The sequence below is a fragment of the uncultured Mycobacterium sp. genome (genome assembly GCF_964249325.1).
Lineage (GTDB): Bacteria > Actinomycetota > Actinomycetes > Mycobacteriales > Mycobacteriaceae > Mycobacterium.
In genome coordinates, this window is record NZ_CAXUCH010000001.1 from 68,076 (window position 1) to 94,293 (window position 26,218).

Annotated in this window: 26 protein-coding genes and 4 pseudogenes; 15 read left to right on the forward strand and 15 right to left on the reverse strand. The window is 63.3% G+C overall.

Annotated elements, in window-relative coordinates; translation table 11 throughout:
* A partial coding sequence (locus ACFE99_RS00345) for a helix-turn-helix domain-containing protein (protein WP_375481369.1) occupies nucleotides 1-175 on the reverse strand: 175 nt, incomplete at its 3' end.
* A complete protein-coding gene (locus tag ACFE99_RS00350; RefSeq protein ID WP_375481318.1) occupies nucleotides 172-363 on the reverse strand; it encodes a hypothetical protein in 192 nt (63 codons plus the stop codon). The genes ACFE99_RS00345 and ACFE99_RS00350, both read right to left, overlap by 4 nt.
* A 112-nt stretch (nucleotides 364-475) precedes the next feature.
* Here ACFE99_RS00350 and ACFE99_RS00355 point away from each other — a divergent pair.
* Nucleotides 476-1,304 (forward strand): annotated as a pseudogene (locus ACFE99_RS00355) (methyltransferase domain-containing protein).
* Between the two features lie 112 nt (nucleotides 1,305-1,416).
* Here the strand turns inward: ACFE99_RS00355 and ACFE99_RS00360 are convergent.
* Both ACFE99_RS00360 and ACFE99_RS00365 read right to left on the reverse strand, forming a co-directional pair.
* A complete protein-coding gene (locus ACFE99_RS00360; RefSeq protein WP_375481320.1) occupies nucleotides 1,417-1,869 on the reverse strand; it encodes a group III truncated hemoglobin in 453 nt (150 codons plus the stop codon).
* Between the two features lie 70 nt (nucleotides 1,870-1,939).
* Nucleotides 1,940-3,685: a molybdopterin-dependent oxidoreductase gene (locus tag ACFE99_RS00365; protein WP_375481371.1), complete on the reverse strand. Its 1,746-nt coding sequence runs from the start codon at nucleotides 3,683-3,685 to the stop codon at nucleotides 1,940-1,942.
* Between the two features lie 312 nt (nucleotides 3,686-3,997).
* Between ACFE99_RS00365 and ctaD the strand changes: the two genes are divergently transcribed.
* From ctaD to ACFE99_RS00380, 3 genes are all read left to right on the forward strand, one after another.
* On the forward strand, nucleotides 3,998-5,716 hold the full coding sequence (gene ctaD / locus ACFE99_RS00370) for a cytochrome c oxidase subunit I (RefSeq protein WP_375481322.1): 1,719 nt from the start codon (nucleotides 3,998-4,000) through the stop codon (nucleotides 5,714-5,716).
* A gap of 250 nt (nucleotides 5,717-5,966) precedes the next feature.
* Nucleotides 5,967-6,845, forward strand: coding sequence for a 3-hydroxyacyl-CoA dehydrogenase (locus tag ACFE99_RS00375; RefSeq protein ID WP_375481324.1), 879 nt, complete (start codon nucleotides 5,967-5,969; stop codon nucleotides 6,843-6,845).
* A 14-nt stretch (nucleotides 6,846-6,859) separates the two neighbouring features.
* The gene (locus ACFE99_RS00380) at nucleotides 6,860-8,629 is read left to right on the forward strand and encodes an oleate hydratase (protein ID WP_375481327.1); all 1,770 of its coding nucleotides are present in this window, start codon (nucleotides 6,860-6,862) and stop codon (nucleotides 8,627-8,629) included.
* A 397-nt stretch (nucleotides 8,630-9,026) separates the two neighbouring features.
* Here ACFE99_RS00380 and ACFE99_RS00385 read toward each other — a convergent pair whose 3' ends face one another.
* Nucleotides 9,027-9,296: a nitronate monooxygenase gene (locus tag ACFE99_RS00385; protein ID WP_375481373.1), complete on the reverse strand. Its 270-nt coding sequence runs from the start codon at nucleotides 9,294-9,296 to the stop codon at nucleotides 9,027-9,029.
* On the opposite strand from ACFE99_RS00385, the gene ACFE99_RS00390 reads away from it, so the two are divergent.
* Nucleotides 9,222-9,530, forward strand: a complete 309-nt coding sequence (locus ACFE99_RS00390; protein ID WP_375481376.1) for a cupin domain-containing protein — start codon at nucleotides 9,222-9,224, stop codon at nucleotides 9,528-9,530. The genes ACFE99_RS00385 and ACFE99_RS00390 overlap by 75 nt on opposite strands.
* A gap of 110 nt (nucleotides 9,531-9,640) precedes the next feature.
* Nucleotides 9,641-11,003 (forward strand): annotated as a pseudogene (locus ACFE99_RS00395) (aconitase family protein).
* A gap of 18 nt (nucleotides 11,004-11,021) precedes the next feature.
* Here the strand turns inward: ACFE99_RS00395 and ACFE99_RS00400 are convergent.
* Nucleotides 11,022-11,468 (reverse strand): hemerythrin domain-containing protein, encoded by a 447-nt coding sequence (locus tag ACFE99_RS00400; RefSeq protein ID WP_375481329.1) that lies wholly within the window; start codon nucleotides 11,466-11,468, stop codon nucleotides 11,022-11,024.
* Between the two features lie 188 nt (nucleotides 11,469-11,656).
* On the reverse strand, nucleotides 11,657-12,016 hold the full coding sequence (gene fdxA / locus ACFE99_RS00405) for a ferredoxin (protein ID WP_375481331.1): 360 nt from the start codon (nucleotides 12,014-12,016) through the stop codon (nucleotides 11,657-11,659).
* 63 nt (nucleotides 12,017-12,079) lie between these two features.
* Between fdxA and ACFE99_RS00410 the strand changes: the two genes are divergently transcribed.
* A complete protein-coding gene (locus tag ACFE99_RS00410) occupies nucleotides 12,080-12,685 on the forward strand; it encodes a DUF2249 domain-containing protein (RefSeq protein ID WP_375481378.1) in 606 nt (201 codons plus the stop codon).
* Between the two features lie 111 nt (nucleotides 12,686-12,796).
* On the opposite strand, the pseudogene ACFE99_RS00415 reads toward ACFE99_RS00410, so the two are convergent.
* Nucleotides 12,797-13,147 (reverse strand): annotated as a pseudogene (locus ACFE99_RS00415) (citrate/2-methylcitrate synthase); the annotation flags it as partial.
* A 29-nt stretch (nucleotides 13,148-13,176) separates the two neighbouring features.
* Between ACFE99_RS00415 and ACFE99_RS00420 the strand changes: the two are divergent.
* Nucleotides 13,177-13,511, forward strand: a pseudogene (locus ACFE99_RS00420) (IS3 family transposase); the annotation flags it as partial.
* A 67-nt stretch (nucleotides 13,512-13,578) separates the two neighbouring features.
* Entirely contained in the window at nucleotides 13,579-14,568 is a 990-nt protein-coding gene (locus tag ACFE99_RS00425) for an ERCC4 domain-containing protein (RefSeq protein WP_375481333.1), read from the forward strand.
* 269 nt (nucleotides 14,569-14,837) lie between these two features.
* On the opposite strand, the gene ACFE99_RS00430 is transcribed toward ACFE99_RS00425, so the two are convergent.
* Nucleotides 14,838-15,653: a hypothetical protein gene (locus ACFE99_RS00430; RefSeq protein ID WP_375481335.1), complete on the reverse strand. Its 816-nt coding sequence runs from the start codon at nucleotides 15,651-15,653 to the stop codon at nucleotides 14,838-14,840.
* A gap of 547 nt (nucleotides 15,654-16,200) precedes the next feature.
* On the opposite strand from ACFE99_RS00430, the gene ACFE99_RS00435 reads away from it, so the two are divergent.
* Nucleotides 16,201-16,641 carry an OsmC family peroxiredoxin gene (locus ACFE99_RS00435; RefSeq protein ID WP_375481337.1) on the forward strand — a complete coding sequence of 147 codons (441 nt, stop codon included), beginning with the start codon at nucleotides 16,201-16,203 and terminating at the stop codon, nucleotides 16,639-16,641.
* Between the two features lie 53 nt (nucleotides 16,642-16,694).
* The gene (locus ACFE99_RS00440; protein ID WP_375481339.1) at nucleotides 16,695-17,702 is read left to right on the forward strand and encodes a universal stress protein; all 1,008 of its coding nucleotides are present in this window, start codon (nucleotides 16,695-16,697) and stop codon (nucleotides 17,700-17,702) included.
* A gap of 261 nt (nucleotides 17,703-17,963) precedes the next feature.
* Here ACFE99_RS00440 and ACFE99_RS00445 read toward each other — a convergent pair whose 3' ends face one another.
* Nucleotides 17,964-18,566: a TetR family transcriptional regulator gene (locus ACFE99_RS00445; RefSeq protein ID WP_375481341.1), complete on the reverse strand. Its 603-nt coding sequence runs from the start codon at nucleotides 18,564-18,566 to the stop codon at nucleotides 17,964-17,966.
* Between the two features lie 114 nt (nucleotides 18,567-18,680).
* Between ACFE99_RS00445 and ACFE99_RS00450 the strand changes: the two genes are divergently transcribed.
* Both ACFE99_RS00450 and ACFE99_RS00455 read left to right on the forward strand, forming a co-directional pair.
* Nucleotides 18,681-19,955 carry a cytochrome P450 gene (locus tag ACFE99_RS00450; protein WP_375481343.1) on the forward strand — a complete coding sequence of 425 codons (1,275 nt, stop codon included), beginning with the start codon at nucleotides 18,681-18,683 and terminating at the stop codon, nucleotides 19,953-19,955.
* A gap of 2 nt (nucleotides 19,956-19,957) precedes the next feature.
* Complete coding sequence (locus ACFE99_RS00455) at nucleotides 19,958-20,149, forward strand: ferredoxin (RefSeq protein ID WP_375481345.1); 192 nt, start codon at nucleotides 19,958-19,960, stop codon at nucleotides 20,147-20,149.
* A 92-nt stretch (nucleotides 20,150-20,241) separates the two neighbouring features.
* Here ACFE99_RS00455 and ACFE99_RS00460 read toward each other — a convergent pair whose 3' ends face one another.
* Together ACFE99_RS00460 and ACFE99_RS00465 are read right to left on the reverse strand one after the other, a co-directional pair.
* Complete coding sequence (locus ACFE99_RS00460) at nucleotides 20,242-21,141, reverse strand: SAM-dependent methyltransferase (RefSeq protein WP_375481347.1); 900 nt, start codon at nucleotides 21,139-21,141, stop codon at nucleotides 20,242-20,244.
* Between the two features lie 144 nt (nucleotides 21,142-21,285).
* Nucleotides 21,286-21,927, reverse strand: coding sequence for a heme-binding protein (locus ACFE99_RS00465; RefSeq protein ID WP_375481349.1), 642 nt, complete (start codon nucleotides 21,925-21,927; stop codon nucleotides 21,286-21,288).
* A gap of 830 nt (nucleotides 21,928-22,757) precedes the next feature.
* Between ACFE99_RS00465 and ACFE99_RS00470 the strand changes: the two genes are divergently transcribed.
* The gene (locus tag ACFE99_RS00470; protein ID WP_375481351.1) at nucleotides 22,758-23,720 is read left to right on the forward strand and encodes a ferritin-like domain-containing protein; all 963 of its coding nucleotides are present in this window, start codon (nucleotides 22,758-22,760) and stop codon (nucleotides 23,718-23,720) included.
* A gap of 341 nt (nucleotides 23,721-24,061) precedes the next feature.
* On the opposite strand, the gene ACFE99_RS00475 is transcribed toward ACFE99_RS00470, so the two are convergent.
* Nucleotides 24,062-24,526: a class I SAM-dependent methyltransferase gene (locus ACFE99_RS00475; RefSeq protein WP_375481353.1), complete on the reverse strand. Its 465-nt coding sequence runs from the start codon at nucleotides 24,524-24,526 to the stop codon at nucleotides 24,062-24,064.
* A 520-nt stretch (nucleotides 24,527-25,046) separates the two neighbouring features.
* On the opposite strand from ACFE99_RS00475, the gene ACFE99_RS00480 reads away from it, so the two are divergent.
* A complete protein-coding gene (locus ACFE99_RS00480; RefSeq protein WP_375481355.1) occupies nucleotides 25,047-25,382 on the forward strand; it encodes a DDE-type integrase/transposase/recombinase in 336 nt (111 codons plus the stop codon).
* On the opposite strand, the gene ACFE99_RS00485 is transcribed toward ACFE99_RS00480, so the two are convergent.
* Both ACFE99_RS00485 and ACFE99_RS00490 read right to left on the reverse strand, forming a co-directional pair.
* Nucleotides 25,295-25,513, reverse strand: a complete 219-nt coding sequence (locus tag ACFE99_RS00485; RefSeq protein ID WP_375481380.1) for a hypothetical protein — start codon at nucleotides 25,511-25,513, stop codon at nucleotides 25,295-25,297. The two genes, ACFE99_RS00480 and ACFE99_RS00485, sit on opposite strands and share 88 nt — an antisense overlap.
* A 79-nt stretch (nucleotides 25,514-25,592) precedes the next feature.
* Nucleotides 25,593-26,218, reverse strand: a 626-nt coding sequence (locus ACFE99_RS00490) for an SDR family NAD(P)-dependent oxidoreductase (protein ID WP_375481357.1), incomplete at its 5' end; no start/stop codon positions are given.

Genomic DNA, 26,218 nt, shown 5'->3' on the forward strand with positions numbered 1-26,218 from the left:
CCACTAGAGCTTCGCTGACGAGGTTTTCTAGATGAAAGCGCACGGTGTTGGGATGCACGCGCAGCTCGTCGGCGATCGCGGCGATGCTCATCGGGACGGATGCGGCCTTGAGTACCCGTAGCACGTCACGACGGCGGCCGACGGGTTCTTCGGGGCGACGGGTGGTGTCGCTCATGTTGTTTCGGTGTTGACGGGGTTGGGCAGACCGACCATCGGTGATGTGTCGACGCCGAGAGCGCCGCGTTTGGAGTCACCGCGCGGTGGACTGAGCGGCTCGCGCGGCGGCAAGGTTTGGGCAAAAGATGCCGCATTCTCGAAGCCCCGGTCGATCCCATCACGAGACTTCGCGGTCACATAGGTCATGCGCTATAGTTTACACAATAAAATTTGTAGAAACCGAGAGTTCGGAACCCATGGCTGAACATCAACGCCAAAGAGCTTTCCGCCTCGCACCGCTAACCGGACAGACGGCCCCATGACGTGCATCTGGCGCGGCAGTTCACCGGCGTCTTTACCGTCAGCCGCTGGTAGCGACGACGCCGTGCAGGGGCACTGGCTGTTAGCGCAGCTGGGCAAACGGGTGCTTCGCCCGGGTGGTATGGAGCTGACCCGCACCCTGCTGGCCCGCGCCGATGTGACCCGCTCCGACGTGGTTGAGTTGGCGCCGGGCCTCGGCCGCACCGCGACCGAGATCATGGCCCGCCGGCCCAAGTCGTATCTCGGCGCCGAGCAAGACGCGGACGCGGCAAGGTCGCTGGGGGATATCCTCGCCGGTCGCGGAGCGGTCCGGGTCACCGGCGCGGCCCCACACTGGACTGCCCGATACCAGCGCCGACGTGGTCGTCGGCGAAGCGATGCTGACCATGCAGGGCGACGCGGCCAAGCATGCGATCGTCGCCGAGGCGTCACGGCTGCTGCGACCGCGCGGACGCTACGCCATCCACGAGCTTGCGCTGACACCCGATACCGTCTCCGACGAGGTCAGAAGCGATGTGCGACGGTCCCTCGCCGCTGCGATCAAAGTCAACTCCCGCCCGCTGACCATCGCCGAATGGTCGCAACTGCTCACCGAGTACGGACTAATCGTCGACCATGTCGCGACCGCGCCGATGGCGCTGCTGCACCCTCGACGCCTGATCAGCGACGAAAGCCTGCTCGGTGCACTGCGGTTCGTGAAAAACGTGCTCACTCAACGCGATGCCCGCCGGCGAGTGCTACAGATGCGGCGCACCTTCAACGAGCACCGCGAGCGGTTGATCGCGGTTGGCATCGTTGCGCACAAACCGGACACCGGCACGGATTGACGGCAGCGGTCTGGCGCCGTTGAAACGCTGCTGGGTGGCTTGCTTTGGTGAAACTGGCTCTGAATTCAAGGTCAAGTCGCGAACACGCCATGCACACTCGGCGTGGCTAAGGCTAACGCTTCAAGCGCGCCACCACGGCGTCGAGTTCGCGGGTGTCGCCGCCGGTCAGCCGGCGATGCATCGCCCAGGCGATCCGGGCGGCCTGCACTTTGGCGTGTTGGGCGACCGGGCCGCAATACATCTCGTCGACGGTGTTGTTCCATATGCTCAGCCAGCGCACGAAGTGGCGCCCGGACAGCGGCGTTCGGCGATGGACGTGTCGGTGCGCGTCCAGCGCGCTGCCCCGGTAGCGCCCGGCACGAAACAGCACCGTCTCCCAGAAGTCACACATCCGTGGAATGTGCGAGTCCAGCCCGGCGTCCCGCAGTTCGCTGAAGGGCTCGGCGAGAACCTCGTCGACCAGGACGCGGCCGTAGAAACGTCTCAGCAGCGCTTCCACGTCGGCGCGGTTGGCCAGATCTGCGCGCGTGCGCTCCGGTGGCGGCTCGATCTCAGCAACGCTCATCGCGACCATCCCCAACCGCAGTTTCCTGTTCTTACAACTCTACATGTATAAACGGTAGCGTTGCTTACGCCTAAATGGTCTGGTGGCGCCCGAAAAACTTGTGGTCTTCGCTGTAACCGCCGTAACCGCTACCGATCTCGGAGTAGTGGGCGACGAACTCGATACCTTTGAGCCATTTGACCATCTTGAAGCCATGCTGTAGCTCGTTGCGCAGCCGCAGCGGCTTGCCGTGTAGATAGGGAAGGGGCTGGTCGTTCATGTTGTAGGCCAGCATGGTCATGTGATGGCTCATCTGCTCGATCGGATGTGCGTTGTAGTAGATGCCGCCGGTGTTGCCAAGCGCCATCGAGTAGAACACCACCCATTTCGCTTCGGGAAGCGGTTTGACGAGGTCCATGATCGTTTTCATCTGCACACCACCCCACTTGCCCACACCCGACCAGCCCTGGATGCAGAAATGCTGGCTGACCTGTTCGTGATACGGAAGGGCCTTTAAGTCCTCCAGCGAGAACTCCATGGGGTGCTTGACGAGCCCGTAAACCTTCAGCCGCCAGTCCCTGAAGTCGTTTTTCTCCAACTCCCTGTACTCGGCGGTGTCGGGCAGGCGGCCGTTGCGCCAGTGGTGCGGCGAGATGTCTTGCCCGGTAAACGCGCCGGGTTTGGGGTCCGCGTGTTCGAGCAGTCGTTGGAAAGGGCCGACCAACGCATACCCCACACGCTGCACCACCCGGGGATGCCGGATGGTGAAGGGAGTCGCGGCCACCCAAGCGACGGCGGTCACCACCATGGCAGCGGCGAAAACACCGAAACCCACCCAGCTGTTGTCGTCGCGGGCGGCGAATATGTGGTTCAGGTTGCGCAGCGCCTCGGTGGCGAATACCAACGTGACGTGCACCAGGATGAAGAACAAGAAATACACCAGCACCAAAAAGTGCAGCGAACGCGCCGCCTGGATGCTCAACCGCTTGCTGATGACGGTAAGACGCATCGACAACGCCGGTGACATGCCCAGGCCGGTGATCAGCGCCGCCGGCGCCGCAATGAAAACCGTGGTGAAGTACGCCAGCAACTGCAGCGAGTTGTAGGCGACCCAGGTGTTGTCGTGGGGCCAGTGCAACGACAGGTATTGCATCGCGACTGACGCGGCGTTGGGAAACACGTCCCAGCTGGTTGGAACCAGGTGTCGCCACTGTCCCGTAACGAACAACAGCACATAGAAGACCGCGCCGTTGAGCAGCCACAAGACATCGACGCCCAGATGCCACCAGCGGGCCAGGCCGATGGAATGCCGGAACCCGGGGAGCCCGAACTGCGGCGGTAGAGCGACCGTGTCGTCATTGGCGGTCCACAGGTTATCGTCGGGGACCGGTGGGCCGACCCGCAGCCACTCGTCTTTGCCGGGTGTTGCGTTGCGGCTGAAGTAAAGCCGCGGGTGGTCACACAGGATCTGAATCCCCGACCTGATGATGAACATCATCAAAAACAGGTTGAAAAAGTGCTGCCAGCCAACCCAGGCGGGGATGCCCGGGCTCACCCCGGAGGGCACGACGCTGCCGGGATAACGGTCGATGAACGCCTGCACCGCCGCCATGTTTTGCAGGCCTTTGCCTACCGCCACCGCCGCGATCAGCAAGGCATAGCCGATCGGAATCAGCCACAGCAGGTTGAACCACTTGTCCCGGCCCACCCGCAGCCTCGGCGCGGTAGCGCGCCTGGTGAGGTCGAACCCGCCGCCGTAGGTCTCCACATCGATGATGTCCTCGGCGCCATGCACCTCGCTGCGGTAGTCCGGGATTGAGACCAGCGGTGTGCCCACCGCCGGCACAGAGCCGTTGTCTGACAGCGTGGCTAGGGCAGGTCCGGCCGGATCGTCACGATGAGGCGCTGAGATGTCTGTCACGTTTGTGCTCCTTTTCGGGGCAGGACGGGCTGCGCAGGGGCCGGGTAGTGCGAACTCCAACACCCACACCCGTCTCTCGCACCGATACAAGGCTTTCCGATCACAACGACCATGCGCTACAGTTTACACAGTGTCACTTGTAAGAATCTGGGAGGCAGGAAAGCCCCATGGCCGATGCGGAACTTGACGCCCCATCGATGAGCGCGCGCTAGAGCTGAGGACGAGTTCGTGACCGCGCAAGCACCTTCCTTGGTGACACTCGAGCCGCGTCGCCCGTTTCCCGCGCGGTTGGGCCCCAAAGGCAGCCTGATCTACAGACTGGTGAGCACCACCGATCACAAATTGATCGGGATCATGTACGTGGTCACCTGCTTTGGGTTCTTTTTCACTGGCGGGCTGCTGGCCCTGTTCATGCGGGCCGAGCTGGCCGCGCCGGGCCTGCAGTTTTTGTCCAACGAGCAGTACAACCAGCTGTTCACCATGCACGGCACGATCATGTTGCTGTTTTATGCCACCCCGATCGTGTTCGGGTTCGCCAACCTGGTGCTGCCGTTGCAGATCGGCGCTCCAGACGTGGCGTTCCCGCGGCTCAACGCCTTCTCCTACTGGCTGTTTTTGTTCGGCGGGCTGATCGCGATCTCGGGGTTTGTCACCCCCGGCGGTGCGGCCGATTTCGGGTGGACCGCCTACACGCCGCTTTCCAGCGCCGTTCACAGTCCCGGCGCGGGTGGGGACCTGTGGATCATGGGTCTGGCCGTCGGCGGCCTGGGCACGATACTGGGCGCGGTCAACATGATCACCACTGTGGTGTGTCTGCGCGCGCCCGGGATGACGATGTTTCGGATGCCAATCTTCACCTGGAACATCCTGATCACCTCGATCATGGTGCTGATGGTCTTCCCCCTGCTGACCGCGGCGTTGTTCGGGTTGGCCGCCGACCGCCACCTGGGCGCGCACATCTATGACCCCGCCAACGGCGGCCCGATCCTGTGGCAGCATCTGTTCTGGTTTTTTGGCCACCCCGAGGTCTATATCGTGGCGTTGCCGTTTTTCGGCATCGTCAGTGAGATCATCCCGGTGTTTGCCCGCAAACCGATGTTCGGCTACACCACCATGGTTTATGCGACGATGACGATCGCCGGGCTGTCGACTGCGGTGTGGGCGCACCACATGTTCGCCACCGGAGCGGTGCTGCTGCCATTCTTCTCGTTGATGTCCTACATGATCGCGGTGCCGACCGGGCTGAAGTTCTTCAACTGGATCGGCACCATGTGGAAGGGCCAGCTGACCTTTGAGACCCCGATGCTGTTCTGCGTCGGCTTCATGGTGACGTTTTTGCTCGGCGGGCTGTCCGGGGTGATGTTGGCCAGCCCACCAATCGACTTCCACGTCACCGACACCTACTTTCTGGTCGCGCACTTCCACTACGTGCTGTTCGGCACCATCGTGTTCGCCACCTTCGGCGGGATCTATTTCTGGTTTCCGAAGATGACCGGCCGGCTGCTGGATGAGCGGTTGGGCAAGCTGCACTTCTGGTTGACGCTGATCGGTTTTCACACCACATTTTTGGTGCAGCACTGGCTGGGCAACATGGGCATGCCGCGCCGCTACGCCGACTACCTGCCCACCGACGGTTTTCAGCCGCTGAATGTCGTCTCGACGATCGGCGCGTTCATCCTGGGTGCGTCGATGCTGCCGTTCGTGTGGAACGTGTTCCGCAGCTGGCGCTACGGCGAACCGGTCACCGTCGACGACCCGTGGGGGCACGGCAACTCGCTGGAGTGGGCCACCACGTGTCCGCCGCCGCGGCACAACTTCACCGAGTTGCCCCAGATCCGGTCCGAGCGTCCCGCCTTCGAACTGCACTACCCGCACCTGGTGGAACGTCTGCGCGCCGAATCACACCTCGGCCGCGGCAAGGCCCGACCGGAGCCGGTGACCTCATGACCCAATTAGGTTGATAAACAACCGTGTTCACCTGTGAGGGTTACCCATGGCTCCAGACAACGCTACGAACAACTTCGGTAGGCTCGATCGGCTTGCCGTCGAGGGTAGTGGTCACCCATGACCGGTCGACGTTGCTTGAGCAGATTGCGCAGATCGCGCATGGCTGCCTGCGGCTTCGGTCATCCCGGTAAGCCGACGCAAAACACCTGATGTGGCCCGAGGACACGTGACAAGAAAAGGGAGAAAAGAAATGAGCAGAAGCATCCGCAACGTCACCGTACTGGGCACCGGCGTACTCGGCTCGCAGATCGCGTTCCAGACCGCTTACAGCGGTTTCGACGTCGTCGCCTATGACCTCAGCGACGAGATTCTCAAGGAAGCCAAGAGCCGGTTGGACTCCCTTGTCGCGACCTACAAGAACGAGGTGAGCGGCGCAGCTGAGGGCAAGGCGGAGGCGGCTTTGGGTCGATTGACACTCAGCTCGGACTTCGCCGCGGCGGTCGCAGCCGCCGACTTGGTGATCGAGGCGGTGCCGGAGGATCTGACGATCAAACGCGAAACGTATCACAAGCTCGCCGAAGTGGCGCCGAGCAGAACAATTTTCGCGACCAACTCGTCGACCCTGCTACCCAGCGACCTGGCCGACGCGACCGGTCGTCCGGACAAGTTCTTGGCGTTGCACTTCGCCAACCATGTGTGGAAGTTCAACATCGCCGAGGTCATGGGGACCCCCCGCACCGACCCCGCGGTCGTCGCCGCGGTCGTCGATTTCGCGTCGGCAATCGGGATGGTGCCCATTGCACTGAAGAAGGAGAAAGCGGGCTACCTGCTGAATTCGATGCTGGTCCCGTTTCTCAACGCGGCAGGGCTGCTGGTGGCCGATGGGTACGCCGAACCGGAAATTGTGGACAAGACGTGGAAGATCGCGACTGGCGCACCGGTTGGGCCGTTCCAGATCTACGACATCATCGGGTTGGGGACGCCATACAACATCGCCAAGGCCGGCGACGCGGACTCGCAGCGGTTGGCGGCGTTCCTCAAAGAGAACTACATCGACAAAGGAAAGCTCGGCGTCGCCACCGGCGAGGGTTTCTACAAGTACCCCGCCGCCGGGAACCACCCGCGATAGATAGGTAAATCGGGATGTATTACAGCACTGGAAATTACGAGGCCTTTGCGCGCCCGCGCAAGCCCGAGGGCGTCGACAACAAGTCGGCCTACTTCGTCGGTGCGGGGCTCGCGTCGTTGTCGGGCGCCGCCTTTTTGATCCGGGACGGTCAGATGTCGGGTCAGCGCATCACGATCTTGGAGCGACTGAAACTGCCTGGCGGGGCGCTCGACGGTATCAGGGAACCCACGAAAGGGTTCATTATCCGCGGTGGCCGCGAGATGGAAGACCACATGGAGTGCCTGTGGGATCTGTTCCGGTCAATCCCGTCGATCGAGATCGATGGCGCTTCGGTGCTCGACGAGTTCTACTGGCTCAACAAGGATGACCCCAACTACTCGCTGCAGCGGGTGACGGAGCGCCGTGGCCAAGATGCCCATACCGGCAACCTGTTCACCCTCGATGATCGCGCCCAAAAGGACATCATCAAGGTCTTTTTGGCGACCCGCGAGGAGATGGAAGGAAAGCGCATCAACGAGGTCTTCAGCTGCGACTTCCTAGCCAGCAACTTCTGGCTGTACTGGCGCACCATGTTCGCGTTCGAAGAATGGCACAGTGCCTTGGAGATGAAGCTGTACCTGCACCGCTTCGTGCATCACATTGGCGGCCTGCCGGACCTGAGCGCGTTGAAGTTCACCAAGTACAACCAGTACGAGTCGCTGGTGCTGCCGTTGACTCGCTGGCTGATCGACCAGGGGGTGACGTTGCGGTTCGACACCGAGGTTACCGACATCGACTTCGACATCACGCCGCAGCGCAAGCAAGCGACCCGCATTCACTGGATCTGCAACGGCGAGGAGGGCGGCGTGGAGCTCGGCGAGAACGACCTGGTCTTCGCCACCATCGGCTCGCTGACCGAGAATTCCGACAATGGTGACCACCACACCCCAGCCCGGCTTGACACGGGCCCGGCGCCGGCGTGGGATCTGTGGCGCAAGATCGCGCGCCGCGACCCGTCCTTTGGCCACCCAGACGTGTTCTGCGGCCACATCTCCGAGAGCAAGTGGGAGTCGGCGACGGTCACCACCCTCGACCAACGAATACCCACCTACATCGAAAAGATCGCCAAGCGCAATCCGTTCAGCGGCAGCGTCGTCACGGGCGGCATCGTGACCGCGCGCGACTCCAATTGGCTGATGAGCTGGACAGTCAACCGGCAGCCGCACTTTAAACAGCAGCCGCCCAACCAGATCGTGGTCTGGGTGTACTCCCTGTTCGTCGAGCGCCCTGGCGACTACGTCAAGAAACCCATGCAGGATTGCACCGGCGAGGAGATCACCCAGGAGTGGCTCTATCACCTCGGCGTGCCGGTCGAGCACATTCCCGAGCTGGCCGCGACCGGCGCCAAGTGCGTGCCGGTCATGATGCCGTATGTCACCTCGTTCTTCCTGCCGCGGCGAGCCGGCGATCGTCCCGACGTGGTGCCGGCGGGCGCGATCAACTTCGCATTCATAGGACAGTTTGCCGAGACCACGCGGGACACGATTTTCACCACCGAGTACTCGGTGCGCACGGCGATGGAAGCCGTCTACCGGTTGCTGGGGATCGAACGCGGCGTACCCGAAGTGTTCAACTCCACCTACGACATCCGCAAGCTGCTGGCCGCCACCAGCCGGCTACGCGATGGCGACCAACTGCGCCTACCTGGCCCCGAATTCATCCGCAAACGGCTGATCCAGAAACTCGAAAACACCGAAATCGGCCAGCTGCTCACCGAATTCGACCTTATTTCCGCGCCCTCGTAAACACGCCCCGTTGCGAAGCTGGCTCACCCGCACGACAGGTGCTGCACGACGGCGAGCCGGCTTCCTCGTCGGCCGGGCGGGAACTGAGCGGAGTTCGGCGCCCGCGCAGGCTAAGGGGCCGCCCCTCCGGCCTCAAGGGTCGCTGCCGCGATCGCTTCGCGACGGGCCTGCGGCCCCCCTTGACCCCGGAGCCTCTACGGCCCCACACCGCGCAATGGCAGGGGCAGGAGCGACGCGCTGGCGCGCGACCAGCCTATCCAGTGCGTTCAGCGGCAGCATCCGCCCCAGCGGCGCGCTTGTATGGGCGAGGGCTCGTAGCCAGTGGGGCCCCAATTCATTTGGGCACAACAGCGATCGGTGACGGCGTTCGGCACCACGCGATGAGGCAGCGGCCGCCCTATGCTGAACACCAGGGTGCGGATGGTTCGCCGGGCATCAAGCACCCGCTGCTTGTACTCAGGGTGGGCTCGTGATTCTCGGTTGGCAGAAAACGGGTTCCGGCCACTGCGCCGGCGGCTCCGGCGGCCAGAAGTCTGCGGACGTCGGCGCTATCTGCCACCGCGCCGGCAGCCAGGACCGGCGCGTCGTCGGCCTGGCCCGCGATCAGCTTGAGCGCGCCATTACTAAAGACAGCGGACGCAGCGCGGCCACGGTATTCGGCGGTCACGAACAAGTATTGCGGCAGACCGTGATTGCACTACGCGAAGGACACTCGCTGGGCGACCACGACAATCCGGACGAGGCCACCGTCCAAGTCCTGACTGGACGGGTTCGCCTCACCGCCGGCGAGCATCAATGGCTCGGACGCGACGGCGACCTGCTGGTGGTGCCCGACGCGAAACACAGTCTCGACGCCTTGGAGGATTCCACGATCCTGCTGACGGTGGCCAAGAAACCGTAGCCAGTCCAGCCAGTCGAGATTCCGGGTCTCGCGTGGGCCAAAAGTCCCTTCCGCAGTCGGTATTCCTGCGGCTAGGTTCATTTCTGTAGCTGGATCGGGGTTCTGCGATGATGCCGGAAAAAACTTTGGACAGTTTCGAAACACGCAGTCGGCTGAGCGTCGACGACATCGCCTATCAGATCCATCGGCTGGACCGCATCGACGGATCGGCGCGATTGCCGTTCAGCTTGAAGGTGTTGTTGGAGAACCTGTTGCGCAACGAGGACGGGCAACTGGTGACAGCCGGCCACGTCAGCACGCTGGCTGCCTGGGATCCGGCCGCGGCGCACGGACGCGAGATAGCGTTCACGCCCGCGCGGGTGTTGATGCAGGACTTCACCGGCGTGCCGTGTGTGGTGGATCTGGTCGCGATGCGCGACGCTATCACCAACTTGGGTGGCGATCCCCGGCGAATCAACCCCCTATGCCCGACCGAGCTGGTGATCGACCACTCGGTAATCGCCGACGTGTTCGGCCGAGCAGACGCCTTTCGGATTAATGCCGAATTGGAGTTCCGGCGCAACGCAGAGCGCTACCAGCTGCTGCGCTGGGCCCAGCAAGCATTCGCCGATTTCAGTGTGGTGCCACCGGATACCGGGATCTGTCATCAGGTCAACCTGGGTACCTGGCGCGGGTGGTGTTCAGCAGCGACGCACAGGATGGCCCATTGGCCTATCCGGACACGCTGGTGGGCACCGACTCGCACACCCCGATGGTCAACGGCCTGGCTGTGCTGGGTTGGGGTGTGGGTGGCATCGAGGCCGAGGCGGCGATGCTGGGCCAGCCGGTGAGCATGCTCCTCCCGCAGGTGCTCGGGCTGAAGTTGACCGGTGAACTGCCGCCGGGCACTACTGCCACCGATCTGGTGCTGACCGTGGCGGAGTTGTTGCGCCACGTCGGCGTGGTCGGCAAGTTCGTCGAATTCTGCGGACCGGGTGTAGCCAATGTGCCGCTGGCGACTTCACCAGCCCCGGCGGCCCAGTGACGACCATCTACGACGCGTCGGTGCACTACGCCGAAGCCGGCACACCACTGGTGATCCTGGCCGGCAAGGAATACGGCTCGGGGTCGTCCCGCGACTGGGCCGCAAAGGGCACCGCGCTGCTGGGTGTGCGCGCGGTGATCGCCGAATCCTATGAACGCATCCACCGCTCCAACCTGGTCGGCATGGGCGTGCTGCCGCTGCAACTCCCCGACGGCGAAAACACACAGACTCTTGGATTGACCGGCGAGGAGATCATCGAGATCACCGGAGTAACCGCGCTGAGCAACGAGATCCCCGATACCGTGCACGTCAAGGCCGGCGACGTCGAATTCGACGTCATCGTACGCATCGACACTCCCGGCGAGGCCGACTACTATCGCGACGGCGGCATCATGCCCTACGTGGTACGCAAACTCCTGCGCTCCGAATCCGCAGGTGGTCCACACTGAAGAGGCTAAACACGTGCGTCACCGATCGGCTTGCTGACAAACCCAACCTTTGGGAAACCGGCCGTTCTCGATGAACCGGACCGCCTGCGCCCTGACCTGCGGCGTCAGGTCAGCGTCCGCATGCGGATAGATGACCGGCTCTTCTTTGGAGTTGTGTCGGTTGAGCTGGTCAAGCAGCTTCAAGCAGGCATCCCGCAGCCGTTCGCTATCCGTTCCGGCAGCAAGCAGATCGGCTAGGGCGTCCATTGTCTGCCACAGCTCGCCGTGCTCGCGCAACATCACGAAAACCGGCATCGCCAACCCAGCATCGCGAACCGGAGGAAAAAGGAACACCTCCTCGATGTAGATGTGCCGGCGCAGCGCGTCCAGGGCCGCGGTGAGGGGCTCGGGCTGGATGCTGCCCCGATCCAGCTTTTCGACGAAAGCCTCGATGCCACCGTCTATTTCGCGGTGCTCACGTTCCAAGATCGCAGAAGAACTTGCTCACCCATGATGGGTCCTCGTGGTCGGTGGATCAATTGCCGCGGCCAACGCTTTCGCTCCGGGTCTTGATCGGCGGCAAAGCGCAACCCCATCGGCGCGGGTGGCCGTCTTAAACACCCGCAGCCCGTCACGGCGGCCGCCGGGCTCCCTGACGGCCCTGGGGATCGCGTTCACCCTCCTTGCGGAGGATTGGCCGGTTTCGGTAGGCCGGCCACCAGCGGGGTGTCGACGCCGAGCGGGCCGAGTTTGGCGGCGCCGCCTGGTGATCCGATCGGCTCGTCACGACCCGGCAGGGTGTCGTAGAAAAAGGCCGCGTTATCGGCTTGGTAGGGCTGCAACTCCTCGGGCAGATCGTCTTCGTAGTAGATCGCCTGAACGGGGCAGACCGGCTCGCACGCCCCACAGTCCACGCATTCGTCGGGGTGGATGTAAAGCGAGCGACCACCCTCGTAGATGCAGTCCACCGGGCACTCTTCAACGCAGGCCCGGTCCATCACGTCAACACAGGGCTTCCCGATCACATAAGTCATGCGCTAGAGTTTACACAATCCTTGTTGTAAGAACTAGGGGAGGCGAGGGGAGTCGTGACATCGGTGACCGACAACGAGCTCGACGTTCGGCAGCTGCGCAAACCGGACAAACACCCCACGATCTTCGCCACCTACGCCGCCCTGCCGCTCGGCGAGTCCTTCGTGCTGGTCAACAACCACGACCCCAAACACCTCCACCAGGAGTTCGAGGCCGATCGCGCCGGCTGCTACCACTGGGAATACCTTGAAAATGGGCCCGCGGTGTGGCGCATCCGTATCACCAAACTCACCACCACACCTTTGCCCCGCGTCCTGGTTAACACCGCTGAGATCGCCCGCGAAGCAGCCGAACCGGACGTCACCGGCGCGATATGGAAACTGGAAGCCCGCGACCGGGATCTAGATTCGAACATCATCGCGTTACCCCCCGACGGGCGGATCGAGGCCCACACCGGACCCGAACTCGACGTGTTGATCCATGTGCTCTCCGGTAGGGGACAGCTCACTACCGAACGCGGCACGATCGACCTCGTCCCCGGCGCGCTGCTCTGGCTGCCGCGACGCGCGCGCCGGCAGTTCACCGCCGGCCCTGACGGCCTGCGCTACCTCACGGTGCATAAACGCCGCCACGCCCTGGTTCTGGATACCAATGCGCGTCGGTCGGCGTGATGGCTGGGAAAGCTATCCGCGTCAAGCAGCTAACCGCACTGGATGGCTTCGGAGCCGATATGCCAATCCCGATATCAGTCTGGCACTCGGCGCGTCGGCGGTTCTCGGCAGGCGCTGCAGCAGGTCGGCGGCGACGATGGTGGGCAGCGCGGCGAACATGCCCAGCGATTTCGCGTAGTTCGCGGCTTTAGCGTCGTTGTCTTCCTCCGGGTGCTCGGCGCCCAGATAGCTCACCATGGTTCGCAGCACATCCATGGGATGACAGTTCTCAGGCAGCTTGGTCAGCAGCGAAAGCGCCGAGTGATAAACCCGTCGGCTGGCGCGCTCGCGTCGCATAAACACCGCCAGCTCGGCATCGGTGGGCAACTCGCCATGCCACAACAGGTAGGCGACCTCCTCAACGCGACACTGCGCGGCCAGGTCCTCCACCGGATATCCGCGGTAGGTCAAAAAATTGGTTTCCGACATCGGCGTTAAGTCGGATCTGGCTTAACAGTGATGACGGAAGTCAATACACCGCAATACATTTCACCGAGTCGCTGATGCTGGCGGGGCTCAAGCCGTCGATCGGCAGCTTCGGAGACGCGCTGGATACGGACTCGCCGAAACGACGATCGGGCTCTACAAAACTAAGTGCGTGAGTAAGGGCTCACCGTTTCCTGCCGGACCTATCGAGACCCTCACCGACCCGGAGAGCATGACCTCGGCGTGAGTGAGCTGGTACCACCAGCGCCGGCTCATGCACCGGCTGGGCCGACGCCCGCCCGCAGAAGCCGAGGCCGAGTACTACGGGCGCCTACCCGCCGGCAACACCGGCCACCGGTGAACCTTCCAATGCGCTTCTCCAGGGGCCTGCCCTTCGGGGTCTGGCGCGGGGCGGCAGACTCGGGCTCGTGGCGGAGTTGTTGATCGCGGTGAACCCCAATGAGGATTCCCGGCTGCCCTACCTGCTGCGGATTCCCCAACCCGGCGGTGACCTGCTGTTTCGGACCTCGGGGACGTGGCCGCGGGTCAAGGCGCTGTACTGCTACCCGGTCGACCTCGACGAGTGGCCAACCGATGCCGTGATCGTCGAACGCCTCTCGCTGCGATCGTGCCAGCGCCGAGGCGCGGCCATCGACCTGATTGTGCAGCGGTCCCGGGAGAACCGCTCGCAGCTGGTGTTCACCACCGCGCGGGGCCGTGACGCGGTGTTTTGGCAGTCGCCGCGCACCCGCAAGCAGGCGCGTCCGAATGTGCGGACCCCGACCGCCCGGGCTCACGGCATCGAGGAACTGCAGATCCTCGTCGACGCGCACGAGCAATATGCCTACCGGTTTTCCACCCAGCACACCAGCACCGTGCGGCGGGCGCTGCCCTGCGGCGACTATGGGCTCGCCGTCAATGGGCTGCTGGTGGCCAGCGTGGAACGCAAATCGCTGGTCGATCTGGTCGCCAGCCTGACCAGCGGCAAGCTGCGTTATCAGGTCGCCGATCTGGCGGCGCTGCCGCGCGCGGCGGTTGTCGTGGAGGATCGCTACTCGCAGCTGTTCAAGCTCGACCGCGTCCGTCCCGCCGTGGTCGCTGACGGGCTGGCAGAGCTACAGATCCGCTGGCCCAACGTGCCGGTGGTGTTCTGCGAGACCCGCCAGCTCGCCGAAGAATGGACCTACCGGTTCCTCGCCGCCGCACATGCATGGGCGGTCACCGAACACACTGCACTGCAACATATCTCGTCAATAAGGATCGACATCAGCGAACTCCATCGGGCAGCCGTAGCACCCGAACCAAGCACCGCCGAGGTCCGCGCATGGGCACGCGCCGCCGGCCTGCCGGTTCCCAACCGCGGCCGTCTCAACCCCGACATCTGGCAGGCATGGCACGACGCCAACGACGCGATCTGACACTCCACAGGTACATCCGGGCACTGCGCTCGCCACCAGATCGGAGAACATACCCCGTCACAGAGAACGAGGTGTGCATCAAACCCGGGATACTTCCACTCATCAATTCCCGCCAAATATGCACGCCCGGCTCGCGGCTGATCGTCGAGCGGCCAGCCCGCAAAACCCACCCGAGGACCACTAACGACACCGGACATGCCATCGTGCTGTAGGCATGGCGGAGAGCGGTGCCGATGGTGACGGTGGCATTCAAACGGACGGTGATTAGTTCAAAAAAACCGAAAGTCGTGGATGGTGCCACTGGACACGAGGCGCACGTACGCATCCGCGACGGCAACCCAAATCAGTGACACCCAGGCGAAACCGCCGTGGTAGGGGGTCATCTTGCTGACCATGGTCCACAGACGGTAGCGGATCGGATGGCGGCTGAAGTTGTTGATGCGCCCGCCGACAGCGTGCCGGCAGGCGTGGCAGGACAGCGAGTACAGCCATAGCAGCACAGCATTGATCACCAGCACCAACGTGCCCAAACCCATCCCGAAGCTGCCGTCCCAGTCGAAGGCGATGATCGCATCCCACGTCAGGATGACATTGAAAATTAGTGCGGCGTAAAGGAAGTAGCGGTGAACGTTTTGCAAGATCAACGGAAACTGCGTTTCGCCGCTGTAACGCGCGTGCGCATCTGGGACCGCACAGGCGGGTGGGGCCAGCCACCACGACCGGTAGTAGGCCTTGCGGTAGTAGTAGCAGGTCAGCCGAAACCCCAGCGGGAAGATCAGCACGATTACCGCCGGGGTGATAATCCACCAGCCGCCAAACCAGCCCAGATGCGGGGCGCCGTTCGAGCCGGGAGCCTGCCCGCAGTGGGTGCTCAAGCAGGGTGAGTAGAAGGGCGACAGATAGGGGTCGGCGTAGTAGTCACGGTTGGCGAGCGCGGCGTAGGTCGCGTAGACGATGAAGCCGAACAGCACGAGGAACGTGGCCAGCGGGTAGCCCCACCACGCATCGGTGCGCAAGTTCGCCGGCAGGCCGGCCGCCCGGTTTTTGGCTTGGACACCGCCGCGAACACTTCTGCTGATTGCCATCGTCTACCTCCTGAATTCCTGGCGCTGATCTAAAGGGGAGCACAACCCCGCACGGTCGGGGCCCGACTGGCAGATGTCGATCATCGTCGACCGACGGCGATCAGCGACGACATCGTGGTGTCACCGATGCTGACTTGCGCCGTCGATACGTCGGTGCGGCTTGTGCAGACACGTTAATGAAGCTACGCCCGGCGGGGTGCTTTAAGGTCCATCGTTTCTTACATTCGAACTCATAGAAATTGCCGGTAGGCCCGCAGCTGGGTCAGGGCGCGAGCTGTGTCACGGCGTCCGCGGCTGGAGGGACGTCGCCGATGCGGTGGATCGTCCGGTCAGCGCGAATACCGCTTCGCTGGCCGGCATGCTTCGAGCCTGACGACTTCCGCCGTGCCCCGGACCCAGTGGAGAGTCTTCGTGTCCCGCTTGCTCTGGCCTCCCTGCGCGTAGTGGCGTAGTATTTTATACAGAACAAGTTGTGAAAATTATCGGTTAACGCAGCCGGTAACCCCGTTGGTCCCAATAGAGCTGGCAGTAAAAGAAATCTGTGATTATGAGCATGGCGGAGCGAACAATACAGACCACCTGGGAGGGCCGTCTGGCCTCTGGCGAAGGTCGGCTGTCCGGTGGTAGTAGCGGGGCGCTGGATCGCCTGCGGGTGACCTGGGCCTCCCGAACCGAGCATCCAGACGGCAAAACCAGCCCGGAAGAGCTGGCTGCCGCGGCGCATTCGTCATGTTTCGCGATGGCATTGGCGTTGAAGCTGGGCGAGAAAAACACGTCGCCCGAGCGGCTGGACGTGCGCTGCACCGTGACCCTCGATGCGGTCGACGGGCTTCCGACGATCGCAACCTCACAGCTGAAGATCAGGGCAAAGGTAGCTGAGCTTGATGAGGATGCCTTCGCCGCCGTGGTGGACGAGGCCGCCGTGCTATGTCCGATGTCACGATTGTTCGCAGGAGCTGAGATCAGCATCGATGCGCAACTCGTTTAGACCTTACATACGAATGACGCTGATTAGCAATAAATTCGGTAACGGAGGCGGCCATGCCTGACTCAGCTCGATCTCACGCTCTCAAGGGCGAGCGCCTGAGGACCGACAGTCGGGTAAAGAATCTAATCGACACACCGGCCCGCGATTCAGACCCAGGGTGCCACGGCCTGGCGCAACCAGCCAAGGTGACTGCTGCCGGAAAAGGGTGCAATGGCTATGGGGAGTACCATTTTCCGGCCAAGTCGGCCCGGGTCCCTAACTTTTATTCAGCTCCCTCGGTCGTCGTAGGTATCGACGGATCGCGGGCGGCCGCCAACGCCGCCGTGTGGGCGGTCGACGAGGCCATCAGCCGCCAGATCCCGCTTCGCCTGGTTTACGTGATTGATCCGGTTAAGCTTTGCGGCGCCGAGGCGGAACATATCCAATATGCTCGTGCCCGCATGGCGTTGTACGCCGCCCGTGGAGCCGTGGAATCCGCCGGGAAACCGGTCAAGATCGAAACCACGATCGTGGTGGGAAAGCCGATTGCCAAGCTGGCCGAAGAATCCTGGTCGGCGCAGATGCTCTGTATCGGGTCACCGAGGATTGCTCATGTATGCCCTAACGACAGTTCGGTCGCGATGGCGTTGCCCAGGTTCGCCCGGTGTCCGGTCGCGGTAATTCGCCCGGCACTGCGTCGCGCTGGTAACCCTAAGGCCGGCCACATCGTTGTCGAACCGCACGACGGCGTTGTGCTGCGGCAAGCCTTCTGGGAGGCAAGTCTGCGGCGAGCGCCTCTACGAGTGGTTTCCTCTTGCAAAGCGGAGGTGCCCGATGACCTCGCGGACGAAACCCTTGTGGCACAACCAGGACTGAATCGTCGTATCCAAGCCTGGAAGCAACTATATCCCGATGTGAAGGTTGAGCCCACCACCATCTGGGGCAGTGTCTGCGAATACCTGGCTAACAATCCCGATCCGGGCAGTCTTTTCGTCGTAGGCACTGAACGCGGCCGTTGTGATTTCGGTAGCCCGGCCCGGGCCGACTGCTCTGTACTCACAGTGGGCCGCAACCGCGTGTAGGGAAGCGATGGCAGGGAATGCGGTGTTGAGTGTCCCAGCCGCGCGCCGAGATTCGGCACCGGGAGGCGACGCACTGGGCTGGCCGGTGCTCGGACCAGAGCTGTTCATCGCGAGACAATCCGTGATCAACACTCACATCTCACCAGCGCTGGAATAGACGATATTCGTCGCGGCGGTGCAATCGACCTGCCAACATTCAGCCGCACCGCATCGCGCAACGTGGGATGAAACCACCTTGCACATGGCTGGGTGGGTCCGAAGCTATGCGTCTAAGAATCGGCGGGCGGCGAACGCCACGTCGCGGGCGGCGTCGCCGGGCGCCTTGGTTGGCGCCATCGCGTGACTGAATACCAACCGCACCACGCTTTCGACCATGATGCCCACCGCGTCGGGGTCACGGTCTGGCCACTGGCCGCTGACCCAGTTGCCGAATAGGTCGATGGCTTTGCGCATCAGCGGCTCGCTGCGGGTGGTCAGCAGTGGCAACATCGACACGTCCCCGGCCGCCCCGGTCAGCGCCGTCTGCAACAGCGGGTCGTCGGCGATCGCCTGCAACGCGAAGGCCGCAGCGTCTTCAACGGCACCGGCGAGATCACCGCGGTGACGGTTGAGGCGTTCGGCGACGCCGTCGAAGAACGCCGAAGTCTCGCGCACGATCAGCGCCAGTCCCAACTCGTCTTTAGTGCCGAACTCACCGTGCAGCGTTTGGCGGCTGGTACCGATCGCCGCCGCAATGGCCCCCATCCGCACCGCGCCCCACCCGCGCTCGGCAACCACCTGCCGGGCGGCATCGAGCGCCAGGTCACGCAGCCGCGCACGGGCGATTGCGCGGGTTTGGACCCGTACCTGCGCGGCGGTCAACACACGCAAACTATAGAGCGTTGGGGACGGAATTAGAAAATTGTCTTGCTAGGTTGACGATTCTGTATTTTTGCCAGACGATTGCTCTGGATCTTCCGATCGCCGGGGAGGGTGCTGATGACGACGTGTGTTCCGCGCGAGCAACGTCCCTACGACCCCGCCGACATCTCGTCACTGCAGTTTTGGTCGATCACCGCCGCCGAGCGGGAAAAGGTCTTCGCCGAGTTGCGCAGGGAGCGTCCCATCTCGTGGCATCGGCCGGTCAAGAACGGTTTGTTCGAAGACCCGAACGATCAGGGTTTCTGGGCGGTGGTACGGCACGCCGAGCTGGTCGAAGTGACCCGCCGCCACGACGACTTCGTTTCCGGCCAGGGGATCTTATTTGAGTCGATGCCGCAGGAGTTACTTGATATCGGGCAGGGCTTCATCGCGATGGACCCCCCGCGGCACACCAAGATTCGCCGGCTGCTGACCGCGGCGTTCACCCCCAAGCAGATGAGCCGCATCGAAGACCACATCATCGCCAACGCGCGCCGCATCGTTGACGACATCGCCGACAAAGGCGAGGTCGACTTCGTCAAGGAAGTGTCGGCGCTGGTGCCTATGCACAACATCTGCGACATGGTTGGCATCCCCGAGGAACACCGAAAGACGATCGCCTACGAGGCGCAGTTCGCCGGGGGCTGGCGTGACCCGAACTTGATGCGCGGCGCTGAGCCGCTATCCCGGCTGCTGCAAGCGGCTGCGACGGTGCGCCAAATCGCCGACGAGCTGATCGCGGAGAGGCGGCGCGCGCCAAAAGATGATCTGCTCACGGCGCTGGTGCAGGCAGAAGTCGACGGCGAACGGCTGAGTGACGATGAGATCTCATCGTTTTTCAACCTGTTGATGATCGCCGGCAACGACACCACTCGGCAAAGCACCAGCCACGGCATGAAGGCACTTACTGACTTCCCCGACCAACGCGCGTGGCTGATGCAAGATCTGCACGGGCGCATGCCCACGGCGGTCGAAGAGACCGTCCGTTGGGCCAGCCCGATCATGACTTTTCGCCGTACCGCCGCGCGTGACTGCGAACTGGGCGGCCAATTCATCACTGAAGGTGACAAGGTGGTGATGTTCTACGCCTCGGCCAACTTCGATCCTGAAGTCTTCGATCACCCAGAACGACTGGATCTTTCGCGTTCACCAAACAAGCACGTCGCGTTCGGTGGTGGGGGCATCCATCACTGCCTGGGCAATCAGCTGGCCCGTCGCCAGCTGGCCGCAACGTTTCGAGAACTGCTATCGAGGCTGCCTGATATCCATGTCGTTGGAGACCCCGTCTACGGTACCGGCAACTTCTTCCACGCCGTGTTGTCGATGACGGTGCGATTCACCCCGGAGAGGTGATCATGAAGATTGTGGTCGACAGGACGCGCTGCTCGTCGATCGGTAACTGCGAGGCAATCGCACCCGACATCTTCGAAATCGCTGACGACGGTGCGCTCAAGATCCTTCAGCCCGACGTCCCGGAGGAGCGCCGGACCGAAATCGAACAAGCCTGCATGGACTGCCCTACCCAGGCGCTGAGCATCGCCGAGTAACCACGATTGCACCCGCATGGCGTCGAAAACCATTGCGAGGAGCACGCAACGAGCCGCCCGGGTGCGAGCACGGCAGCCAGGGGCGATTTCTGCTACCGGATCCGTTTTCCAGTGAGGTAGGCGGTTTCGCCGATCACATCCGCGGCGGCTGATAGTTCAACGCCGTAGCGGGCGAACAGATCAGCGCGGGATATCACATCGATCTGCCAGTGCTGGGCGCGCAACTGCTCTATGAGGTCGCTGGCCTCACTAGTGAACGTCATGGCCGCCATATCTAGGGTGAAGCCGCGCCGGCGCCAGTCCTCGGTGATCGCCGAATCGGCGACGTTTCGCGAAGCGGCGAGGTAGTCGGCGGCGAGCGTGCTGTATGGCGCGCTAAGTCTGGTGATGTCTTGGAAAAGCTTGCCTTGTGCCGTAGCTGGCAGGTACATCAGCAGCCCCTCAGCGGACCAGGCGGCTGGAGCCTCGACGTCAAATCCGGCGGCCCCCAGCGCCGCGGGCCAATCGTCGCGCAAATCGATCGCCACGGTGCGCCGCTCGGCGGTGGGATTAGCGCCGAGTGCTGCCAGCGTTGCCGTCTTGAACTCGATCACCGCAGGTTGGTCAATCTCGTAGATGACCGTGGCGGCCGGCCAGGCCAGCCGGTAGGCGCGCGCATCCAAACCGGAGGCCAAGATAACCATCTGGAACACCCCGGCCCTGGCTGAGCGCAGGAAGTAGTCGTCGAAGAACTTGGTGCGCACCGCGACCTCGTCGATCAGCGAGCGCACCCGCGCGAGCGATTGTTGGTCAATGCCGTCGGTGTCCAACTCGCCGCGGACTTGCTTGGTGAAAAACTCGAGGCCCACCGCCTCGACGAGCGGCTGAGCGAACGGGTCGTTGATTAGGCCGCCGGGCTCTTTGCTGGCTACCGCGCGACCTGCCGCGACCATGGTCGCGGTCGCCCCGACGCCTGTCGCCAAGTCCCACCCGGCGGCATGTTCACCCGACATCTCACCTCCACTCCTAAACCGTTAATCGCGACGCAGCGCAACCAGCCGTGGGGGTGGTGCGTGGGGATGTCCGCATACTCATTTGCCCCCGTGCGCATTCGGCAGACTCAGTATGTCCTTGGCGGGCACTGGCTCATGGCTCGATCAAACTTTGTTTACGGTTACGGCGATCTCATTGCGGCGCAGGGGCGGAACAGTCCACGGCGGATCGTAGAACCATGCCTGCGGTGCGCCGTCGGGCACGAAATCGGTATCTCGCAGTGCGCGCAGCAGCTCCGCGGTGCGTTGTTGGATGGCACCGGGTCGGGGATAGCCACTGAACCGCAGCACTGCGAGGGTCGCCGCCGGTACCGTGACGAGGTGGACCGCGGGGTCATCGGGCTCGGGAAGGGTGTCGAGCGTCCATTTGGTGGGCATGAAAAACCGGATCACCCACCCATCAGCGCCGCGCGCTGCAGAGACCGGTGCGGTCATCGCGATGCGCTCCCCTGTGCTGCTATAGGCCTGCTCTTGGCTGACCGGCGCAGTCATCGCGATCTTCGACCTGGTGCGATTGCCGCCGAAGATGTAGCCAGCCAGCCGCCGGAACCCTTCGCTGCGTGCACGCTCCTCGTCGGCGTCGATCACGGTTTCGGCGGCAATGCGGGAGCCGTAGCGGCGGATCTCGAGGTCACCGATCTTGCGCACGATGACGTAAGGAGGTTCCTCGGTTCCCGCCCGTATCCCCACGATCGAGGCGGCGCCTTCAGCGGCTTGCAGCGCCAGTGAACGTATGCGTCCCAACATGTTTGCTCACCTTTCTGTTCTACTTACGAGCGAGCCACTAAATTCGGAAGAAGACCGCTGGCCTATTGGCCGCGGTTCGGCTAGATGGCGAAATTGTCGTGCGCCAGTTGGCTCGGTCGCCCCGATACTTGGCGTACTAAGCCTGAAACGGGCAGCCACGGATGTGGTGGCCAAGCGATGACAGCCGCTTATGATATCTTTCATCAAATTAAATATTAACAAATTTAAATACGGCATGCGACAGACAGCAGCGATGGCAGAACCACCGGAACGAGAGCTGCTTCCCAGCGGTTGACGAGTCAGCCAACACCATTCGCTCTGTGGTGCGGCTAACCATCAGCAACTCCTGCTGAGCACAACCGGCAGACGAACTGTGGCGCGCCAGCTGGGAAGCATCCGCTGGGCGACATCGACAGCCGCGTCACGCACTCACCATCAACCCGACGGCCAAGCAGCTGCGCGGCCTGGATGGGCGCGCCGCTTAGCTTGCCGGCTGGCCACGACGCTGTCAGAGCCCATTCGTGTGTTCATCGGGCGTGTGTTCATCGGGAGAGTGCACCACTGACGGACGACGGGCTGCGAAAGCATCGGGGTACCCCGCCGGTCTGGCGTTGTCCCGGCCGAAGGGGCGTTTCGCGTAACGCATCGTCGGCACCTCGAACTACGTGATCTGGCCGGGCGAAAGGCATGGTGAAGCGAAACGGGCCTGCCCCGAGAGAGATTCGTCACAGTGGGCGGATCGACGTGTGGGTCGGGCGGACCAGTGGGTAGGTGTAACAGGCGCGTGTCGCCCGCCGAACCAGCCCAGCACATCTCAGGAGGCCATTTCCATGACTGCACCGGACACCACCAGACTGCTCGCGCAACTACGCGCTCTGCTGGACCTGACACACACCGAGATACAGGTCGCAGAGACCCGCATCGTTCAGGCCCGCACCGAGGCCGTGCGCCGCGAACTCACCCAGAACGCTGCCCACGGCCGCGAGCGCGCCGAGGCCCTCGAGGGTGCGATCGGCGCGCTGGGTGGCTACCCCGACGTGATCGGTCCGTTCCTCGGCCGCGCTGCGGCAGCGGTCAAAGCACTGACCGAGCAGGCCCAGCCGTTCGATGAGGCGCTATTGGGTGACCTTGCCCTCGAAGACCAGCTGCTCGACCGGGCGCGTTACACCAAGGCGCTGGCGGTTGCCGCGAAGCGTCGGGACATCGAAGAGCTGGCGGACCGCCTAATCACCGCCCATTCGGCGACCGTGGACTGGCTGACCACGGTGCTCGCGGAGGATGCGTTAGGCGGGCCGGCTGCGCTTCGGCGTACCCCTCTGCAAACGGCCGCGGGGGCCGCGGTAAAGCTCGTCAACTTGCCGGTTGCCTGGTCGGCCCGTGGAGTCGACCGGACGGTGCAGGCTCTCCGCTCCACAGGTCCCGCGCTCAACGACCTCGTCAAGCGAGGGGGGAATGCCGGTGAGATTGCCGCAAAGGCGCTGTCCGCGTCGCAGAACGCGGCTCTGAAGGCCGCGGAGCGCGTCACCCGCTCTGAAGGGGCCGATCGGGCCGCCGATGCACTTCACTCGAGTCGCGCCGCCGTCGGCGTGCTCGACGCCAAGGAGCTGCCGATCCGCAACTATGACGACCTAACCGTCAACGACGCGGTGGCGGCGATCAAGAACTTGACCGACGCAAACGACGTTCGGGTGATCATCGCCTATGAAGAGGCGCACAAGAACCGGCAGCGCGTCGTCTCTGCGGCGCAAACGCGCGTCGCCGCAATTGCACAGGAGGTTGTCGGCATCAACTAACTCCAGCCCAAGGTTGAGTGCCTGGCCTTTGTGGCCGGGGCACTTGGCAGGCGGATGAGTGTTTGGTAACCAAGCGGGCCGACGAATCAAGGTAACCCCTTATCTCGAACAAATATCGTGGCCACACCTCCGCGGATCCCATCAACCTGCACCCTACTGACCGTGTGGCTAGCGGAAATGCCTCGTCGTAGGTCATCAGGTAGTCGCAGCCGAGTCGGACGGCGGCGGCCGTGGTTCGCCCGGTGCGGGTGCCGTTGACGCGCGAGGTCGGCGGCCTGGCATGCGAGGAATCGGTCGAGATCGGTCCATCTCGTCGATGGCGCGGCGAACCAGCCGCGCACCTAGCTCGTGCAAGGCCCTGCTGGCCTCTCGCACGATGCTGGGCAGTTGACCCCGGCCTCAATGAGCGCACACGCCGCGAGCACCACGCGGTCATCATTGATGGCGTCGAATAGCGCTTTCACGCTCTCCCGACGTGGCCGCGAGTTGTCGTTATGCGGCTCGCGGCCGGCCGCCCTGATGCACAGGTCGCCCCACCCGGTACCGATCTCGAGCACGTGCGTGCCGGGCCCGACGCCGGCCGCGTCGAGCAAGCGGTCGATCTTTCGCCGTTGGACCCCAGCCAAGTCGTCCCACGATGCGGGCAGAGCGGTGAACAACCCACTCGAGTACGTCATGGCCTCGTCGAGAAACTCGAATAGCCCGTTCGACAGATTGTGGTGATGAGAAACCTTGCGCTGCAACCACTTACGACTAACGTTTCGACGAATGTGGTTGCGCACAAAGATGATCGGCCGATAAGCCATAGCTGTCAAATCCGGCGGGTGAGGGCGTCCGGCCGGTGAAATGAGCATGGACGGTGACGTTCGGTCGCCGGCGCCGATCACCGTGCTGTCGAGGGAAGACAAGCCGCAGCGGCAGGCGAGCAGCCGCCCGGCGCAGCAACCGGTCGGCGACCACCGCCGATGCTATGGTGACGGATCCGGACGGCACGTGCACCACCGTCGGCCAACGTTCGAATCGATTCGTAAAGAAGGCATTCGGCTGAGGCAGCGCGAATCGCTTCACCACCGGGACTCCGTGCCACCACAACGTGGCTCCCTGAATACGAATGCGCAACGTCACCATCAGCGGCGCCAGGGGCGCGACAATCTGTCCGCAATCAAAATCCGCGTATAACACCTTGCGGAGCCAGGGTTGGCTCGGCAGCAAGGCGGAGCAGGTCATTCGGCTACTTTGGCGGAACTCGCTAGGAGTGGAACATGGCTGCCGTCGTGGTGCCCCTTGTGCTTTGCGCGTCGATGCGATCGTTGAGGCAGCCATGCAGTGAGCGACGTTGACGAGATTGTCGGCCTTGATGATTCGTCGGCGCCTGGGGGAGCTGCATGGTGCACGGACATCACCCAGCATCCCGCCCGCGCGGGCAAGATCTACTGCTGCGCCATCCTGGACTGCTTCTCAAAGATGATCGTTGCGCCAACCTTCTCGACTACAGCCGATATCGCCTTTAGACAACCATGCGGTCAACACGGCGTTGCCACCAAACCTTGTCGCGCAACAACTCTGCGTGCCGATCACGGCTCACGGTTCACCACATCGGTGTGGCATTCCGTGTTAGGGACATCGACTTCGACTTCGAGCGTTCCGAATTCGCCGGCTTGATACGCGTAACGCGTGGGTTCGGTGCCGGCGATGATGCGGTAAAGGGGTTGAAATGCATGGGCTTCCATCCAGGCGTTGGGGTTGGCGAGTAATCGAGAGATCGCGGCAATGACCACTTGTTCGAGGCGCACGACCTTGGCGCCTCACCGCGCCAAGGTGAGCGCGACCTTGGCACCGATGCTGGGGGCCGCGCCGGTGACGAGCGTGGACTTACCGGCCAGCGGTAACCGAGTCGTGGTGCTTGCTTTCCTTGAAAAAGTGGCGACGCAGGGCGGCGGCGAGGGCGCGGTCGAGTGTCCGGTCGGGCAGGAACCGCGCCAATTGGATCAGTGCGGCGTCGCGGCCGACGGTGTAGCGAGTGCGCGGCTTGCGCGCGGTCACTGCTTTGGCGATCACCTTGGCCGCGGCGTCAGCGGGCAGGCCCAACGTGGTGTGCGACGCGGTCTGCGCGGTGATGGCGTGCATTAGCCCGCTGTAGCGCTGGCTTTGTTCGGGCGTCATGGCCGACGCCAGCTCCTGGGCGGTGGCGATCGCCCGGCCGGCCATTTCTGTGCGCACGGCGCCCGGTTCGATCACGACCACCTGGACGCCGAACGGGGCGAGTTCGCGTCGCAAGGAGTCACTGACCGCTTCGAGCGCGAACTTCGTCGCCGCGTACGGACCATAGGTGGCCATGGCGACCTTGCCACCCACGGAGCTGATGTTGACCACGCGACCCTTGCTGCTGATCAGGGTCGGCAGAAGCGCCTGGGTAACGGCGATGTGACCGAAGAGGTTGACCTCGAACAGGCGTCGCCACTCGCTGATCGCGAAGGCCTCGACCGGTACGTTGACCC

Bases quoted from the DNA above. Each gene is read 5' to 3' on its own strand.
- ACFE99_RS00350 (WP_375481318.1), bottom strand. From the start codon at position 363: ATGACCTATGTGACCGCGAAGTCTCGTGATGGGATCGACCGGGGCTTC.
- ACFE99_RS00360 (WP_375481320.1), bottom strand. From the start codon at position 1,869: ATGAGCGTTGCTGAGATCGAGCCGCCACCGGAGCGCACGCGCGCAGAT.
- ACFE99_RS00375 (WP_375481324.1), top strand. From the start codon at position 5,967: ATGAGCAGAAGCATCCGCAACGTCACCGTACTGGGCACCGGCGTACTC.
- ACFE99_RS00380 (WP_375481327.1), top strand. From the start codon at position 6,860: ATGTATTACAGCACTGGAAATTACGAGGCCTTTGCGCGCCCGCGCAAG.
- fdxA (WP_375481331.1), bottom strand. From the start codon at position 12,016: ATGACTTATGTGATCGGGAAGCCCTGTGTTGACGTGATGGACCGGGCC.
- ACFE99_RS00430 (WP_375481335.1), bottom strand. From the start codon at position 15,653: ATGGCAATCAGCAGAAGTGTTCGCGGCGGTGTCCAAGCCAAAAACCGG.
- ACFE99_RS00435 (WP_375481337.1), top strand. From the start codon at position 16,201: ATGAGCATGGCGGAGCGAACAATACAGACCACCTGGGAGGGCCGTCTG.
- ACFE99_RS00440 (WP_375481339.1), top strand. From the start codon at position 16,695: ATGCCTGACTCAGCTCGATCTCACGCTCTCAAGGGCGAGCGCCTGAGG.
- ACFE99_RS00450 (WP_375481343.1), top strand. From the start codon at position 18,681: ATGACGACGTGTGTTCCGCGCGAGCAACGTCCCTACGACCCCGCCGAC.
- ACFE99_RS00455 (WP_375481345.1), top strand. From the start codon at position 19,958: ATGAAGATTGTGGTCGACAGGACGCGCTGCTCGTCGATCGGTAACTGC.
- ACFE99_RS00460 (WP_375481347.1), bottom strand. From the start codon at position 21,141: ATGTCGGGTGAACATGCCGCCGGGTGGGACTTGGCGACAGGCGTCGGG.
- ACFE99_RS00465 (WP_375481349.1), bottom strand. From the start codon at position 21,927: ATGTTGGGACGCATACGTTCACTGGCGCTGCAAGCCGCTGAAGGCGCC.
- ACFE99_RS00470 (WP_375481351.1), top strand. From the start codon at position 22,758: ATGACTGCACCGGACACCACCAGACTGCTCGCGCAACTACGCGCTCTG.
- ACFE99_RS00475 (WP_375481353.1), bottom strand. From the start codon at position 24,526: ATGGCTTATCGGCCGATCATCTTTGTGCGCAACCACATTCGTCGAAAC.